The organism is Campylobacter troglodytis (assembly GCF_006864425.1).
Classification (GTDB): Bacteria; Campylobacterota; Campylobacteria; order Campylobacterales; family Campylobacteraceae; genus Campylobacter_D; species Campylobacter_D troglodytis.
Genome location: NZ_QHLI01000007.1, coordinates 36,834 through 52,605, shown reverse-complemented (window position 1 = coordinate 52,605; position 15,772 = coordinate 36,834). Strand labels below are relative to the sequence as shown.

At 34.5% G+C, this 15,772-nt stretch carries 11 protein-coding genes and 1 pseudogene; 7 read left to right on the top strand and 5 right to left on the bottom strand.

Features of this window, described 5'->3' with window-relative positions:
• Window positions 1–2,349: 2,349 nt before the first annotated feature.
• From DMC01_RS02840 to hemB, 3 genes are all read right to left on the bottom strand, one after another.
• On the bottom strand, window positions 2,350–3,858 hold the full coding sequence (locus DMC01_RS02840) for an aldehyde dehydrogenase family protein (protein WP_142692785.1): 1,509 nt from the start codon (window positions 3,856–3,858) through the stop codon (window positions 2,350–2,352).
• A 63-nt stretch (window positions 3,859–3,921) separates the two neighbouring features.
• Window positions 3,922–4,980, bottom strand: coding sequence for an alcohol dehydrogenase AdhP (adhP, locus tag DMC01_RS02835; protein ID WP_142692784.1), 1,059 nt, complete (start codon window positions 4,978–4,980; stop codon window positions 3,922–3,924).
• Window positions 4,981–5,825: 845 nt separating this feature from the next.
• Entirely contained in the window at window positions 5,826–6,809 is a 984-nt protein-coding gene (gene hemB, locus DMC01_RS02830; RefSeq protein WP_142692783.1) for a porphobilinogen synthase, read from the bottom strand.
• 156 nt (window positions 6,810–6,965) lie between these two features.
• On the opposite strand from hemB, the gene ribA reads away from it, so the two are divergent.
• The 3 genes and pseudogenes from ribA to DMC01_RS14740 all read left to right on the top strand — a co-directional run.
• Window positions 6,966–7,529 carry a GTP cyclohydrolase II gene (gene ribA / locus DMC01_RS02825; RefSeq protein WP_142692782.1) on the top strand — a complete coding sequence of 188 codons (564 nt, stop codon included), beginning with the start codon at window positions 6,966–6,968 and terminating at the stop codon, window positions 7,527–7,529.
• A complete protein-coding gene (gene rsmG, locus DMC01_RS02820; RefSeq protein WP_246058962.1) occupies window positions 7,526–8,122 on the top strand; it encodes a 16S rRNA (guanine(527)-N(7))-methyltransferase RsmG in 597 nt (198 codons plus the stop codon). The genes ribA and rsmG overlap by 4 nt, the downstream gene beginning before the upstream one ends.
• Before the next feature lie 728 nt (window positions 8,123–8,850).
• Window positions 8,851–9,120, top strand: a pseudogene (locus tag DMC01_RS14740) (hypothetical protein); the annotation flags it as partial.
• A gap of 93 nt (window positions 9,121–9,213) precedes the next feature.
• On the opposite strand, the gene ftsY reads toward DMC01_RS14740, so the two are convergent.
• Together ftsY and DMC01_RS02810 are read right to left on the bottom strand one after the other, a co-directional pair.
• On the bottom strand, window positions 9,214–10,080 hold the full coding sequence (gene ftsY, locus DMC01_RS02815; protein ID WP_142692781.1) for a signal recognition particle-docking protein FtsY: 867 nt from the start codon (window positions 10,078–10,080) through the stop codon (window positions 9,214–9,216).
• The gene (locus DMC01_RS02810; protein WP_142692780.1) at window positions 10,080–10,628 is read right to left on the bottom strand and encodes a TlpA family protein disulfide reductase; all 549 of its coding nucleotides are present in this window, start codon (window positions 10,626–10,628) and stop codon (window positions 10,080–10,082) included. Before DMC01_RS02810 ends, ftsY begins: the two co-directional genes overlap by 1 nt.
• Before the next feature lie 68 nt (window positions 10,629–10,696).
• Between DMC01_RS02810 and DMC01_RS02805 the strand changes: the two genes are divergently transcribed.
• The 4 genes from DMC01_RS02805 to DMC01_RS02790 all read left to right on the top strand — a co-directional run bounded on the left by DMC01_RS02805 (window position 10,697) and on the right by DMC01_RS02790 (window position 15,691).
• Window positions 10,697–11,317 (top strand): 5-formyltetrahydrofolate cyclo-ligase, encoded by a 621-nt coding sequence (locus DMC01_RS02805; RefSeq protein ID WP_142692779.1) that lies wholly within the window; start codon window positions 10,697–10,699, stop codon window positions 11,315–11,317.
• Window positions 11,247–12,782 (top strand): ribonuclease Y, encoded by a 1,536-nt coding sequence (gene rny, locus DMC01_RS02800; protein ID WP_142692778.1) that lies wholly within the window; start codon window positions 11,247–11,249, stop codon window positions 12,780–12,782. The genes DMC01_RS02805 and rny overlap by 71 nt, the downstream gene beginning before the upstream one ends.
• 5 nt (window positions 12,783–12,787) lie before the next feature.
• A complete protein-coding gene (locus tag DMC01_RS02795; protein WP_142692777.1) occupies window positions 12,788–13,351 on the top strand; it encodes a DedA family protein in 564 nt (187 codons plus the stop codon).
• Window positions 13,352–14,647: 1,296 nt separating this feature from the next.
• Window positions 14,648–15,691, top strand: a complete 1,044-nt coding sequence (locus tag DMC01_RS02790; RefSeq protein WP_142692776.1) for an AI-2E family transporter — start codon at window positions 14,648–14,650, stop codon at window positions 15,689–15,691.
• Window positions 15,692–15,772 lie beyond the last annotated feature (81 nt).

Below are 15,772 nucleotides of genomic sequence, written 5' to 3'. Positions count from 1 at the left end.
GGACAAGAACACGAAATGAAAATATAGGTGTCTTTTTTCAGCCCCATGTCCACGCTTAGCTAGCATTCTTTTTGCACCTTCTGCTAGCAGTTACGAGAGAAACGAAGTAAAAACATACTTCAAAATTCTTTAAATTTAGCCTCTGAAATTTTGAAACGATTGATATACTTATTTTTCATCTGTGTAATCATAGCTTAAAACTTATTTATTTGAGTTTAAGTTGTCTTGAGCCAGATTTTTTGAATTTTTGCTAAGTTGCTAAATTTATAGCAAGGCACTTAATTTGTGGGTTTTGCTTTTTTATATAAAGATCTTAGCTTGCAAGCTAGAAGAATACTTAGCAGAAATTTAAAACTTCTTTGAGTGTTTTGTTGAATTTTTTCAAATTTGGAGAATTTGTTTTTGAATTTTTGTTGAATTTAAATTCAAGGGCTTGGTGAATTTTGTGCGTTATCTTTGAATTTCTATGTAACTTCAATAAAATTTGTTGAATTTTGTGAATTTATTTTTGAATTTTTACTGAATTTATGCCTAAACTTAAAGACTTGTTGAATTTTTATAAATCGTCTTTGAAGTTTTGTTTCACTTTAATAAACTTGCTGAATTTTGTGAATTTTCTTTTGAATTTTTGCTAAATTTAAATAGCTTATTGAATTTTTAATCTTTGCTTTAGACTTAAAAACCATACTCTTAAAATTACATATTCAAAATTATGTTCTCAAAACTTAACCCTCAAAACCGTGTCCTTAAAATTTCATCCTAAAAACTGTAAGTGTAGGTGGGGTAAGGGGACTTGCTTTTTGAAATAGCTTACAAGACACTCTACAAAAGCCCTTTTATAAAACGACAAAAAAGGGGGTGCGTAGAGTTTTAAAAAAGGCGGAATTTTTACAAGAAGATAGGATAAGAGATTATATCTTAATCCTAATTTATAAGACAAGGGTTCTTAACTTTATTTCTAAATACAAGGGTTCTTAATTTTGGCATTTTTTCAAACTGTGAAGAACTTTTTTTTAAAGCACAAGAAAGAAAAACTAAAATTCAGACAAACTGTGAATTTATTGCTCTTTTATTCAATTTAATGTGAATTCAGGCTTTGAATTTAAAATGATATTTTTTTTGTATTTAATGTAAATTTAGGCTTTTATTTGAAGTAAAGAATTCAGTTCCTATTTGCAAGTAATTTTTTTCTTGTGCTTAATGTAAAAAAATTCAAACTTTGATTTAAGATTATGAATTTAGACTTGAATTTTTAAAGGCTATTTTTTGAAAAAGTATTGATTTATCTTTGGTAAGCATATGGGCGAAGAAGCTATAAATTTAAGGCATTTTTCCATAAATTCGTAGATTCTTCGCATACATTTAGAATGACAAGAATTTTGTCATTTTGAGCGAAGCGACCAAGCAACTTGCAAGATGTAGCCTAAGCAAAAAATCTCTTCAGTTATGAGATATTTTGCATTTGCTTGGTATGACAAATTTTTTGAGATACTTGGCTCAAAGGCTCAGTATGACAAAGCTTGAGATACTTCGTATCGCTTTGTATGACAAGAATTTAAGAGCTTTTTTGAATTTTTGTCATATTGAGTTTTCGTAGAAAACGAAATATCTCTTTTTGAATTACAAGATACTTCGCTTGGTATAACAAGAATTTTCTCATTTTGAGCAAAGCAAAAAATCTCTTTTTGGTTTTAAGATACTTCATTTTCGCTTAGAATGACAAATGAGTATTTTATCTAAGATCAATAGTTTTTTAAAATAAAGTCTTAAATTTAAAAGCCTTGAATTTATCTTAGCCACTAAGCTAAATACAGTCTTTTAAATTTAGCCTTCTTGTGAATTTATACTTACAAAGTTTTCTAAGATGCGAATTTTGAAAAGCCTTACTCTGATTAGAGGAATTAAACTTAGTTAAATTCAAGCTTGATTTTTCTTTGCGTTAAAATGAAGCCTTTTGAATTTAAATTAGCTTAATTTTAAACAAAAACTTCAAAAGCTTAATATAGCCTTTAGATAAAACAGTCTTTTTAAATTCAAGCACAAATTTGAATTTAAGCACAAAAGCACACTTAAAAATCTCAAAACAAGGATTTTTCAAAAACTTTTGATCCTTCTCATACTTGCCAAAGATTACAAAATAGATTTTGCCTTTTTTCAAAAAATATTAATTTTACAAGTCCTTGTGGAGAGTTTTTCAGCAAAGGTCCTTAGATAAACAAGAATTCTTTAAATTTAACTTATATTTAGAAAATATCTTACGCGAGAAAGCTTTTAGGATGCTTCTTTTGAAGCATCCTTGGATGTAGATTTTAAGGCAGATTATAAATTCAAGCAGGGTAAATCTACTAATTAAAAGAAACCAAGCTTATTGATGTCATAGCTTACCAACAAGTTCTTTGTTTGTTGATAATGCTCCAAGGCTACCTTGTAGGTTTCTCTACCTATGCCGCTTTGCTTGTATCCTCCAAAGGCAGCATGTGCTGGATATGCGTGATAGCAGTTAGTCCATACTCGTCCAGCCTTTATGCCACGGCCAAAATGATAAGCTCTGTTGATGTCTCTGGTCCAAACCCCACTTCCTAGCCCATAAACAGTGTCATTTGCGATTTCTAGTGCCTCGCTGTCTGTTTTGAAGGTGGTTAGTGCTAGAACAGGCCCAAAGATCTCTTCTTGGAAGATCCTCATTTTGTTGTTGCCTTGAAGTATGGTTGGCTTTATGTAGCAGCCATTTTGCAACTTGCCGTCTAAGACATTTCTTTCGCCTCCTATTAAGACCTTTGCACCCTCTTTTTTGCCTATGTCTATGTAGTTTAGTATGGTTTTGACTTGATTTTCATCAACCTGTGCTCCCATCATAGTTTCTGGATTTAGAGGATTTCCTATCTTAATGGCTTCTATTCTTTTTAGCACCCTATCCATGAATTTATCATAGATCTTCTCGCTAATTAAGGCACGAGAAGGGCAAGTGCAAACCTCGCCTTGATTGAAGGCAAAAAGAACCAAACCTTCAATGGACTTGTCAAAGAACTCATCCTCAAAATCAGCTATATCATCAAAGAAGATATTAGGTGATTTACCGCCAAGTTCTAGGGTAGCTGGGATGATGTTTTCTGTGGCAAAACGCATAATTTGTTGTCCTACAGCAGTAGATCCTGTAAAGGCGATCTTAGCAATTCTAGGGCTTGTGGCAAGGGTCTTTCCTATCTTGCTACCACTTCCGTTGATGATATTTACAACCCCATCAGGAAGTAGATCTCCAATTAGCTTAAAAAGCACCAAGATGCTAGCAGGAGTAGCACTTGCAGGCTTAATGACTATGCAGTTTCCTGCGGCAAGGGCTGGGGCTAGCTTCCAAGCAGCCATTAGTATGGGGAAATTCCAAGGAATGATCTGTCCTACAACCCCTAGTGGCTCATGGAAGTGATAAGCTATGGTATTGCTATCTATCTCACTTATGGCACCTTCTTGTGATCTTAAAACACCAGCAAAATACCTAAAATGATCAGCTGCAAGTGGTATATCAGCATTTGTGGTTTCTCTAATGGGTTTGCCATTGTCCCAAGTTTCTGCGTGGGCAATTAGCTCTAAATTTTCCTCTATACGATCAGCTATTTTAAGCATGATCCTAGCTCTTTCTTGAGGAGAGGTATTGCCCCATTTATCCTTTGCCTTGTGTGCTGCATCAAGGGCATTTTGCACATCTATATCGCTTGATAAAGGCACCTTGCACAAAACCTCGCCAGAAATTGGGGTTTTATTGTCTGCGTATTCGCCCTCCTTAGGAGCTACCCATTTGCCACCTATGAAGTTATCATACTGCTTGTCAAAGACATTCTCAATGCTTGTATATTTACTCATTTTAAACTCCTTGTTTTGTATTTGTGTAGTAAAGCTAGTAGGGTTTCTACTAGCTTTAATTAGTTAAGATGCGAAGTCTAGTACCATTCTTCCATCTATCTTGCCTGCTTTCATATTATCAAAGACCTTGTTGATATCTTCAAGCTTGGCAGGTGTTACATGGGCTTTTACCTTGTTGTCCTCAGCAAAGGCTAAAGCCTCTTGTAGATCAAGTCTAGTACCTACTATGGATCCACGAAGGGTGATGCCATTTAGGATCATTCCAAAGATATTGACAGGAAATTCACCAGGTGGCAAACCGTTCATAGCCACTGTTCCGCCTCTTCTTACAACGCCCACAGCTTGCTTAAATGCCACAGGATGCACAGCGGTTACTAGGACCCCGTGAGAGCCTCCGTCAGTTTCTTTGACGATTTTTTTAATCGTTCCTTCCTCACCAAGGGTTTTAGCATTTGCAACGACAGTGGCTCCATACTTCTTAGCTAGTTCCAATTTGTCATCGGCTACATCGATGGCTGCTATATTAAAGCCCATAGCCTTTGCATATTGAACCGCTAGGTGTCCTAGCCCTCCTATGCCTGAGATGGTAACCCACTGACCAGGCTTTGCCTCTGTCATTCTAAGTCCCTTATAAACAGTTACTCCTGCGCATAAAATAGGTGCTATGCTTAAAAAGTTGGTGTCCTTTTTAAGTATGCCTACATAGTTTGCATCGGCTACTGCATACTCAGCAAAGCCTCCGTTGGTAAAATATCCGCTGTTGGTTTGATCATTGCACAAAGTCTCCCAACCAGCCATACAATGAGAGCAGTGTCCGCAAGCACTATAAAGCCAAGGAATGCCGACCGCATCGCCTTCTTTGATGTGCTTGACACCACTTCCGACCTCTACTACATAGCCAACACCTTCGTGTCCTGGGATTAAACCTCCACCACTAAGAGCCTTTAGATTAGGCTTAACAGGCCAATCACCATCAGTAGCGTGAAGATCTGTGTGGCATACACCGCAAGCTTGTATCTTAACTAGAACTTGACCGTCTTTTGGCTTTGGAACAGCTACTTCCTCAATGACAAGAGGCTTTCCAAATTCCTTGATAACGGCGGCTTTCATCTTCTTAGCCATTTGAAACTCCTTAATGTTCGCATAAAAATATGCATCAATGTGGACGCTTAAAAACTAAGCGCAACTTAATCCAGCTACCCTTGTAGCTAACTTAAATTATAACAAAAAAAAAAAAACTGTTGAGCAAAAAAAGAAAAAATTTACACAAAATGTAACAATTTTAAGTAAAAAGATTTATCATAATTTTTAAGAAAGCCTAAGCTTAGGGATTTTGAGGTATAGCTAAGTTTATAGCTAATACTTTATCTTTTATGAATTTAAGCAAGTTAATTTTCTTAAAATTCACAAAATGTGTTTTTTAAATTTAAGCACTAAGCTTTGATAACTATTTTTATATTTTTAGCCTTGAATTTTTTAAAGACTTATGATTTTTGAGCTTGAATTTAAGCTACTAAAAACTTAAAATAGCCTTTTGATTTAATGCAACAAAGGCACTTTGAGGCTAGGATGGCTTCAATAAAAGGGTTTTAAGATTGATGAGGCTTTTTTAAAGCTTTGCTAGAATTTGAGAAAGGGTGGAAAATTCAAAGAACTGTTTTTGTCCTTGAATTTTCATTTTTTATCTTGTCATTTTATGCTTTTTTAGTTTGCTTGAAAAAGAATTTTTATAGTTTTTTAAAAAAGAGCCTAGTTTTTTAAAGAAGTTTTAAAAACTGTGAATTTAACTTTGAATTTAAGCCTAAGATTGACTGGTTTTAAAGCCAAGTTATTCTAATCTTTTATGAATTTTAAGCCTTAAAAGCAAAGCACGCTAAGGCTTTATGACAAATTTTTAAGCTTTCAAATAAACTACACTAAGGCTTATGACAATTTTTTAAGCTTTAAAAATAACTTAGAACAAGGCTTTATGCAAATTTTGTTAGCAAGTTTGCCACCTCCTTTGCGTGATAGCTAATGATAAGTTTAGCCCCAGCTCTTTTAAAAGACATCACCGTTTCTAAAAGCACCCTTTCATAATCAATCACTCCTAATCTAGCCCCAGCCTTTAAAAGAGCATATTCTCCGCTTACATTATACACGCAAAGTGGCAATTTGCTGTGATTTGATATATCCTTGATTACATCTAAATAAGCAAGGGCGGGCTTTATCATCAAAAGATCAGCTCCTTGTTTTTCATCTTCAAGGCTTTCTAAGAGTGCTTCCTTGCCATTAGCAAAATTCATTTGATAAGATCTTCTATCTCCATAGCTTGGGCTTGAATTTGCCACATCCCTAAAGGGTCCATAAAAAGCAGAAGCAAACTTGCTTGAATACGCCATTATAGGCAAGTTTTCAAAGCCCTCCTCATCAAGTGCCTTTCTTAAAGTGCCTACAATACCATCCATCATACCGCTTGGTGCTATCATATCAGCACCAGCTCTTGCGTGAATTAGGGCTTGTTTGGCTGAAATTTCAAGGGTGAGATCATTATCTACTGTTTGTTTTATGGGATCAATAATGCCACAGTGGCCGTGATCTGTGTATTCACAAAAGCAAAGATCAGTAATTACAAACAAGCTTGGAAAAGCCCTTTTAATCTCTTTTAAACTTCTAGCTATTAGACCTTCCTCATTTAAGGCATCGCTGCCGACACTGTCTTTTTTAGCCTCTTCTAAGACGCCAAAGAGTATGATAGCCTTTATTCCAAGTCTTTCAAGCTCTTTGCACTCCTTTAAGATCTCATCAATACTAAGCTGAAATACACCGGGCATTGAAGAAATTTCATTGCGGACATTTTTGCCATCTACCACAAAAAGCGGATATATGAGATCATTTACGCTTAGATAATTTTCTTCTAGCATTAATCTTAAATTCTCATTAAGTCTCAATCTTCTAAATCTTTTAAACACCGTGCTTCCTTGAATTTTTTGACACATTATAGCTAAGTCTTTGTATAATTTAAAAAAACTTTCTTTATCTTATTTTTAAGCTAACTTAACAGTAGTTATTCATCAGTTTCCTTTTTTTCATTATAATTTCACACTTTGTAATAAAAAGGACAAATTATGGATCTTAAAATATCAGAGCTTGCAAATTTGCCAACAAAATGGGGACAGTTTAAAATTCAAAGCTTTAAGGAAAAAGAAAAGGAACATTTGTGTATATTTAAAGGGGAGCTTCAAGGAACTTGTAATGTGAGAATTCACTCAGAATGCCTAACAGGAGATACCCTTGGTTCTTTAAAATGCGACTGTGGGGAACAGCTTGAGTTTGCACTAAGATACATACAAGAACACGGAGGGATGGTTGTTTATCTTCGTCAAGAAGGAAGGGGTATAGGGCTTTTTAACAAGATCAATGCTTATTCTTTGCAAGATCAAGGACTAGACACCATAGAGGCGAATTTAAAACTTGGCTTTAAGGCTGATGAGAGAAGATATGAGATAGTTGAGTTTATCTTAAAGCATTATAAGATTAGCAAGATAAATTTACTTACAAACAATCCCTCAAAGCTTGACGGTTTAGAGGGCATAGAGATCATCAAAAGAATTCCCATAATAATCAATGCAAATTGCTTTAACAAAGACTATCTACAAATCAAGCACGATAAAATGGGACACTTGCTTTGAATTTCAAGCTTTTGCAAGATAATTTAAATTTTTTGCAAGATCTTAAAGACTTAGAGGACTTAAAAAAGAAACTTGAACTTTATGAAAAGTTCTTTAAATCTTACTCAAAAGCTCATAATATTAGCAATTTTAAGGAACTTGAAAGGGAGATTATAGCTAGTTTAAAGATCTTAGATTTTAAGGATCTAAGCTTTGCTGAAAATGCCATTGATCTAGGCTCTGGGGCTGGCTTTCCTGCTGTATTTTTAGCCATAGTTTTAAAGGCAAATTTCACGCTTTTTGAGCCAAATCCCAAAAAAGCCTCCTTTTTAAGTCTCATAAAAAGCGAGTTAGAACTTGATAATCTAAGCATTATAAAAGAAAAAATAGAGCTTCACGCGCCTAAATTCAAAGCAAGGCTCATAACTTCAAGGGCTTTAATGAAAATTCCACAGCTAATCACAGCTTGCAAGGGCTTTTTTGATGAGGACAGTTTGTTTGTATTTTATAAAGGATCAAGCCTTCAAAGTGAGCTTGTAGGGCTTAAAGATTATAAAATATATGAGTTTGATAAGAGAAGATATTGCTTAATTTTGGGTGCAAAGCTTTGCTAACTGTGGCTAAATGAAATTTAAGAACTCTTAAACAAACTTCATTTTTAAATTTTAACAGTTTTGTCAAGATCTACAAATTTTAATAACTGCTTTGACCTTGAATTTAATCAAGTTAAATTCAAGTTTTTATACCAACACAAGGGCTTGAATTTTGCAAATTTTAAGCCTTACTGTGAAAGCTAGTTTTTTGCAAGATTTAAAGAGGAATTTTTGAAAGGCTTTGAATTTAAGCTATATTAAAAAGGCATTTTAAATTTTTTCTTAATGTGGGTTGAATTTAAAGGCATTTTTAAAGGTTTTGCTTTAAAAATGCAGTCTTTATTTTAACTCTTTTAAAGTGCTATCTTAATTAGTAAGCTTAAAAAGCTATAAATTCAAGCCCTTGAATTCAAACTGTGTCTTTGTGAAATTTGTGTAAAAGCAGTAGCTTAAAATGACAATTAATTAGTTCATAAGGGCTGGCTCTAAATTTAAAATTTACATTAAAAGATCTCAATTTTAAAACAAAAATCAGCTTCTTTGATAAGAAATCAAGCCATTGTATAAATTCAACTCAAGAAAGTTAAATAGCTCAAGACAGTTTAATTTGATACAAGATCATTTTAAAGTATAAAAAACAAAATGAAAAATAATTTAATGATATATTCTCGAATTTATTTAAATGTAAGGGAATATTTTTGAAGTATTTTTTACTTCACACTACGCGTCTTGCAACTTTGCAAGAAGAAGCAAAGGCACATTATATGGTCAAACACTCTAAAAACGAGTTTGCAAAGGGAATAAATCATATCAATGATCTTGTGAATTTTTACTTCTCATTCTTGCAGCTGCGAACAAAATAGGCTATGTGGAATTTAAATTTGCTAAATTTTGTAGAATTAAAAGAGAAAATTTTGTCCTTCACTTAAAAAACAAAATTAAGACGAAAAATTTAAGACAAAATTCTTATCAAATATTTATTAAAATTGATAAACCAAAATCCTATTAAGTTTAATTGAACCAAAATTCACATTAAAAATTATCAAGCCTAAAACAAAATCAACTTTTTTGATAAAATTCAATTATTTAAATTCAAGGCAAGAAGTTTAACTTTACTCAGTAAAAATAGAACTCACCAAAGAATTCACATAATCCTCTGCTTTAAAATGAATTAAATCCTCCACCCCCTCTCCAACTCCTATAAAGAGTATGGGAAGTTCAAGCTCTCTTGCTACGCTAAATAAGGCACCTCCCTTCGCTGTCCCATCTAGCTTTGTGATGATGATCCCATCAAGCTTGATTAACTCGTTAAATGCCTTTGCTTGTAAAATTCCAGCATTTCCTTGAGTGCCATCAAGGACAAGGATCTTTCTGTGAGGGGCGCCTTGCATTGCCTTGTCGCAAATGCGAGAGATTTTTTCAAGCTCAGCATTTAAATTCTTTTGATTTTGAAGCCTTCCTGCTGTGTCTAAGATCACCCTATCAAAGCCCTTTGCCACAGCCTTACTAATGGCATCAAAGGCAACGGCTGAGGGATCGTGTCCTTGAGAGCTTAAAACTATTTCAAGTTCTAATTTTTTAGCCCAAAGCCTTAATTGCTCGATAGCACCAGCACGAAAGGTATCACAAGCACCTAAGATCACAGTTTGTGCTTGATTTTTATATAAATTTGCCAGCTTTGCCACTGTGGTTGTTTTGCCAGCCCCATTTACGCCTAAGATTAGCTCTACAAAGGGCTTTGAGGGCTTAGTTGCTGCCTCTTCGTAGATAAAATAAGTATTTAAGACTCTCTTTAAATCCTCTTTTTTTATCTCCTTGCTTGGAGGTAGATAATAGATTACTTCTTCAACTATCTCATAGCTCACATCTGCTTCAAGTAGCATTTCTTCAAGCAGATCCTTTGAGATTTTTTCGCCCTTTTTGATTAAATTCATAGAGGCAACTGTTTTGCTTAAACCCTTTTTTAGAAAGTCAAGCATTACATAAAGGCCTTTTGAATGTCTATGTCAAGCATTTCTTGGGGGATGATTCCTAGGTAGTGATTGATGAGTTTGCCCTCATTTGAGTATAAGACCATCACAGGCAAGGCATTTATGCCACCTATGCTCTTAGCAAGTAAGTAATTTCCATCTCCTTGGGCTATGGGGTAGCTTATTTTGTTTGAATTTAAAAAGTCGTTTAACTCATTTGCTTCTTTTTCTTCTAGTAAAACACCAACTATAACAAAGCTTTCTTTATACTTTTCTTGAAGCTTGTTAAGATGAGGTATCATAGCATTGCAAGGCTTACACCAGGTAGTAAAAAACACAAACAAAACAGCCCTATCCTCTGTGTCAAATTCAAGCCTTTGTCTTTCTGATTTGATGAAGATCTCCTTGCCGCTATTTAGAATTAAAGAAAAATTTAACTTCTCATCCTGTTTTAACTCAGAAGATCTAGTAGCATTTAAATCATCCTCGCTTTTTTTGCCCTCACAGGCAGCAAAAAAATAAAGAAGTAAAAAGAGTAAAAAAACTCGTAAAATCATATGATTTCCTTGTTGTATAAGTAAAAAAAGATTAAAATTATAACACAGTTTTAACGAATGGCTATTTAATGGACAAAAAAGAAAATTTTAGAAAAAAGGCAAAAAGGGCTTTGATTAGGCACTCAAAAAGCTCTTTTTTGAGAAATTTTTGCGTTTTTAAAGAGGTAATGAATATTATAAAAGCAACTAAGGCAAGGAGGATTTTATTATATTTGCCTTTGAGCTTTGAGCCTGATCTGCACCGATTTAGACGCAAATTTTCAAAAAAATGTCAACTTTTTGTCCCTTTTATGCAAAATCAAAGCTTAAAAATGGTAAAATTACGAGTGCCTTTTTATAAAAAAAGGTTTGGGATTTATGAGCCTATGAATTCCTTTTTTGTCTCAAAGATTGATCTAGCTATAATTCCTGTCATAGGTGTTGATAGAGACTTAAAAAGGATAGGGCAAGGATTTGGCTTTTATGATAGATTTTTTGAAAATTTAAGTTATGATCCACTGCTTATCTTCGTTAGTGCTACAAGGTCTTTAAGCAAAGAAAAACTAGGTCAAAAGCACGATATACAAGCTGATTTTTACATAAATCCTTACGAAAAATTTCATAGGAAAGAGCTAAAAAATGCTTATAACGCTAATTACCGTATTTATCGCCGTTATCATAGGCGCTGGGATAGGATATTTAGTTGCTAAGAAGATAAATGATGCTAGTTACAACATCTTTATCGAACAAGCCAAGGCAAGAGCAAAGGCTATAGAGTATGAGGCTGAGCTTATTTTAAAGGATGCTAAAAATTCAGTGCTAAATGCTGAATTTGAGGCTAAAAAACGGTTTGAGGACAAGAGCCACAGGGTGCAAAAGGAGTATTCTTATAAATTTGATGAGCTTGAGAAATTTGAACAAAGATTAAAAGAAGAAAAGGCTCAAATTATCAAGGATCAAAAAAGGGCTAAGAATTTATATGATGAGGGTGCGAATTTAAAAAACAACTACGAGCAAAAGCTAAAAGACACAGTTAATATGCTAGAAAGACAGGCCGGACTTACTCAAAGCGAGGCTAGGGAGATCATCTTAAAAAAGGTTGAAGAAAGCTCACGCGATGAAATAGCTCATATAGTTAGAAAGTATGAAGAGGAGGCAAAAAGAGAGGCAAAAAGAAGGGCGAATTACATAATAGCTCAGGCAACATCTCGCTTTGCTGGTGAATTTGCAGCCGAAAGACTAATCAATGTAGTAAATATCAAAAATGACGAGCTAAAAGGACGTATCATCGGCAAGGAAGGGCGAAATGTCAAGGCACTTGAAATGACGCTTGGAGTGGATATTATCATAGATGATACCCCAGGTGCCATTATAGTTAGCTGCTTTAATCTTTACCGCAGAGCCATTGCCACAAGAGTAATCGAGCTTTTAATCGAAGACGGTCGCATTCAACCTGCAAGAATCGAGGAAATTCACGAAAAGGTATGCAAGGAATTTGAAAGCTCCATACTCGAAGAGGGACAGACGATAGTGATGGATTTAGGGCTTAACAAAATGCATCCTGAAATTGTAAAGCTAATAGGCAAGTTAAAATACCGAGCAAGTTATGGACAAAATGCCCTAGCTCACTCTTTAGAAGTCGCACACCTTGCAGGCATAATAGCAGCTGAGTGCGGGGGAGATGAGCTTGTAGCAAGAAGAGCTGGACTTTTGCACGACATAGGAAAGGCTTTAACTCACGATTTTGAGGGCTCTCATGTGGATCTAGGAGGGGAGCTTTGCAAAAGATACCAAGAACACTCAGCCGTTATAAATGCGATCTACGCACACCACGGACACGAGGAGGCTACAAGTGTCGAAAGTGCTGCTGTTTGTGCGGCTGATACCCTTAGTGCAGCTCGTCCTGGAGCTCGCCGCGAAGTGCTTGAGGCCTTTTTAAAGAGGGTTACAGAGCTTGAAGACATTGCAAAGAGCAAGGAAGGCATCAAGGGTGCTTATGCCATTAATGCTGGGCGAGAAATTCGCGTAATTGCCAATGCAAGCTTGATAAATGATGATGAAGCCGTGCTTTTGGCTAAGGAGATAGCCACTGAGATAGAAGAAAAGGTGCAATATCCAGGCGAGATCAAGGTAAATGTGATTAGAGAGCTTCGTGCGGTGGATTATGCAAGGTAGGCCTTATGCAAGAAAGCATTGAGAGTTTGCTTAATTATGGCTATATTATTTTGTTTGTATATTCCTTGGGCGGTGGGATGGTTGGCATCTTAGCCGCTGGGGTTCTTTGTGCTACCAATCATTTCAATCTTTCACTTTGCATAATCATTGCCTTCATAGCTAATACCATAGGCTCAACGCTTTTGTTTGTTTTGGGTAGGTATTATAAAAAGGATCTAATGCCTTATTTTGCTAAACATAGACGCAAATTAGCCCTAGCTAGAATGAAGATCAAAAGGCATGGAAGCGTGTTAATACTTTTTCAAAAATTCATATATGGCTTAAAGACCTTTGTTCCGCTAGCTGCTGGCTTTGTTCGCTTTGATCTTGTGAAATTTTGCCTTGTAAATACCCTTGCTTCATTAATCTGGGCCAGCTTACTTGGATACTTAGGCTTTGCCTTTGGGACTGCTCTTAGTTCCTTTGTGGATAAACTTAGCGAGGCCCCTTACATAATGCCTTTGTTTTTGCTATTTTTACTTGCCTTGATCTGGTTTTATCTATCAAGATTTTCAAAAAAAAGAGTTTGAATTTATCATTTTATTTTACTTTGAAAGCAACTAGCTTTGTGCAAAATACAAAGAATAAAAAATTCACACAAGGCTTGAATTTATAGATATTTATTCTTGTAATTTGACAAGATTTAAGAACTTGTTTAAATTTATAATTGGCTCAAGGTATTTTAAGTTGATGTAAGATCATTTTAAAGTATAAAGAATACAATGAAAAATCAGCATATTATACATTCTCTAATTGTCTCAAAAGAAATTTAAGGATTTTGAAGTGTTTTTTGTTTCGTTTCGTCTTGCAACTGCGTAGTAGAAGTTTGCGAGCTTTCGTTTACTTAAATTTAAAGGCTGAAAATTTTATCCTTCATTTAAAAGAAATAAAATTAAGACAAAAATTTTGGGACAAAATATCTATCAAAATTTATTAAAATTGATAAGATCTTGTTGAGTTTAATTACACCTTACTTTAAAAGCAATTAGCTTCGTGCAAAATGCAAAGAATAAAAACTAAAATTCACACAAGGCTTGAATTTATAGATCTTTTATTCTTTTAACTTTGACAAAATTTAGAATCTTGCTTGAATTTATAATGTTTATTTAAGCTAAGTTAGCAATTCATTTTGCCAAGCAAAAACTACTTTGTTATTTTTAGTGCTTGTAGTAAAAATTCGCTTTGTTTTAAATTTATGCCACCAAAAATAGACAGTGATAAATCAAGTCCTTTTTAAAAGCATCATAGCCTTGATTAAGGTTTTTATAAAAAAATATATTTTAAGGCGATTAATGCTTTTAGCTGATATAATTACAGCTCAAAGCTTGGTAAAATAGATCTTAAACAAGTATATATTTTTGCCTTACATTTTTGAGCGGAAATTTAATCAATTGTAGAGTGTTTTTTGTGCTGATATTTGTGTGGGCAAAATCGCCCTCTTTGCAAGCTTTCTCGCCCTTGCGTAAATAGGATAGTGCAACAAGCTTTTAACCCTTAAAGAATGTGAAAAAATCTCAGCGGTGAAATCGAAGAGGGTGAGAGTTATTTTTTGCTTCGTTTCGTCTTGCAACTGCGTAGTAGAAGGGGCTTTGCAAAGGCTAGATTAGGGGGTTTTGCGGCAAGGGAATTTTTCTACCTTCATTTGAAGGAGAGTGAATTTCGATATAATGTCAAGGTTAAAAACGAAAATCTGTATAAAATGTTGTTAAAATGGCTTAGGAAAAATCCTAGGTCATTCTAGCTAAAAGTATCAATCGCCAATTTTAATCAAAGATAAATGCAAAAATATGCTAAAATTCAAGCCTTAATTTACTTAAAGGATCCTCGTGCGAAATGGACGCATCTTTCTTATAATCTTCATACTTGTCATACTTTGCCTAGTGCTTTATCTTTTTAAAAACTTCTTGCTTGTTATGATTATAGGCTGTTTGTTAGCTGTTGCAACCTCAAATATCAATGCTAAATTCTTATATCTTTTAAAGGGCAAAAAGGTCCTTGCTGCACTTTGTACTAGCATTTTGGTAGTGCTTTTTTTAATAACCCCCTTTGCTTATGCCATCACAGAACTTGCCCTTGCCATTAAAAACTTTGACATAGGCATTATTAACTCTACTTTTAATTATATAAAAAATTACGAGTTTGAACTGCCCTCATCCTTTGAATTTTTAAGACCCAAGATAGTAGAAACCCTAAATAGCATAGATCTAAATTCACTTACAAAGAATGTTTTGGGGTATTTTGGTAATTTTACTAGATCGGGTATGAAGATCGTAGCTGATCTAATTTTAATCTGCGTTTTTTATTTCTTTGCAAATCTTTACGGCACAGAGCTTGTGATTTATTTAAAATCAGTAATACCCATAGAAAGAAAAGAACTTGATGAGATCTTGCGTGAGGTTGGTAATGTAATGGCCGTGGTGCTTTATTCTATGGTCTTTATAGCCTTGATCGAGGGGCTTTTATTTGCCATAATAGTCGCCTTTTTTGGATACAACGGTATATTTTGGGGCATACTTTTTGCTTGTAGCTCTCTTATACCAGCAGTTGGAGGGGCTTTGGTCTATGTGCCTTTAAGCCTTTATGAATTTGCTTCAAACAATCTATCCTCTGCACTTTGGATCCTATTTTCTTCCATCATAATAATCTCAGTGATAGCAGATACCTTCATCAAGCCTCTGATCATTAAATGGATAAACGAAAGACTTGTTAAAACTCCGACTAAGATAAACGAACTTCTCATCTTCTTAGCCATGCTAGCTGGAATTTCAAGCTTTGGCTTTTGGGGGCTGATCCTAGGTCCTGCCATACTAACCTTCTTCATATCCACAATAAAAATGTATGTGATCTTAAAGGAAAAGAATTTATTATAAAAAAGCCCTTGCTTTTTGAAAGCCTTGAATTTGGCATAGTATTTATTTTCTTGTATTCTTGTGAATTTATTGCATTTAGTA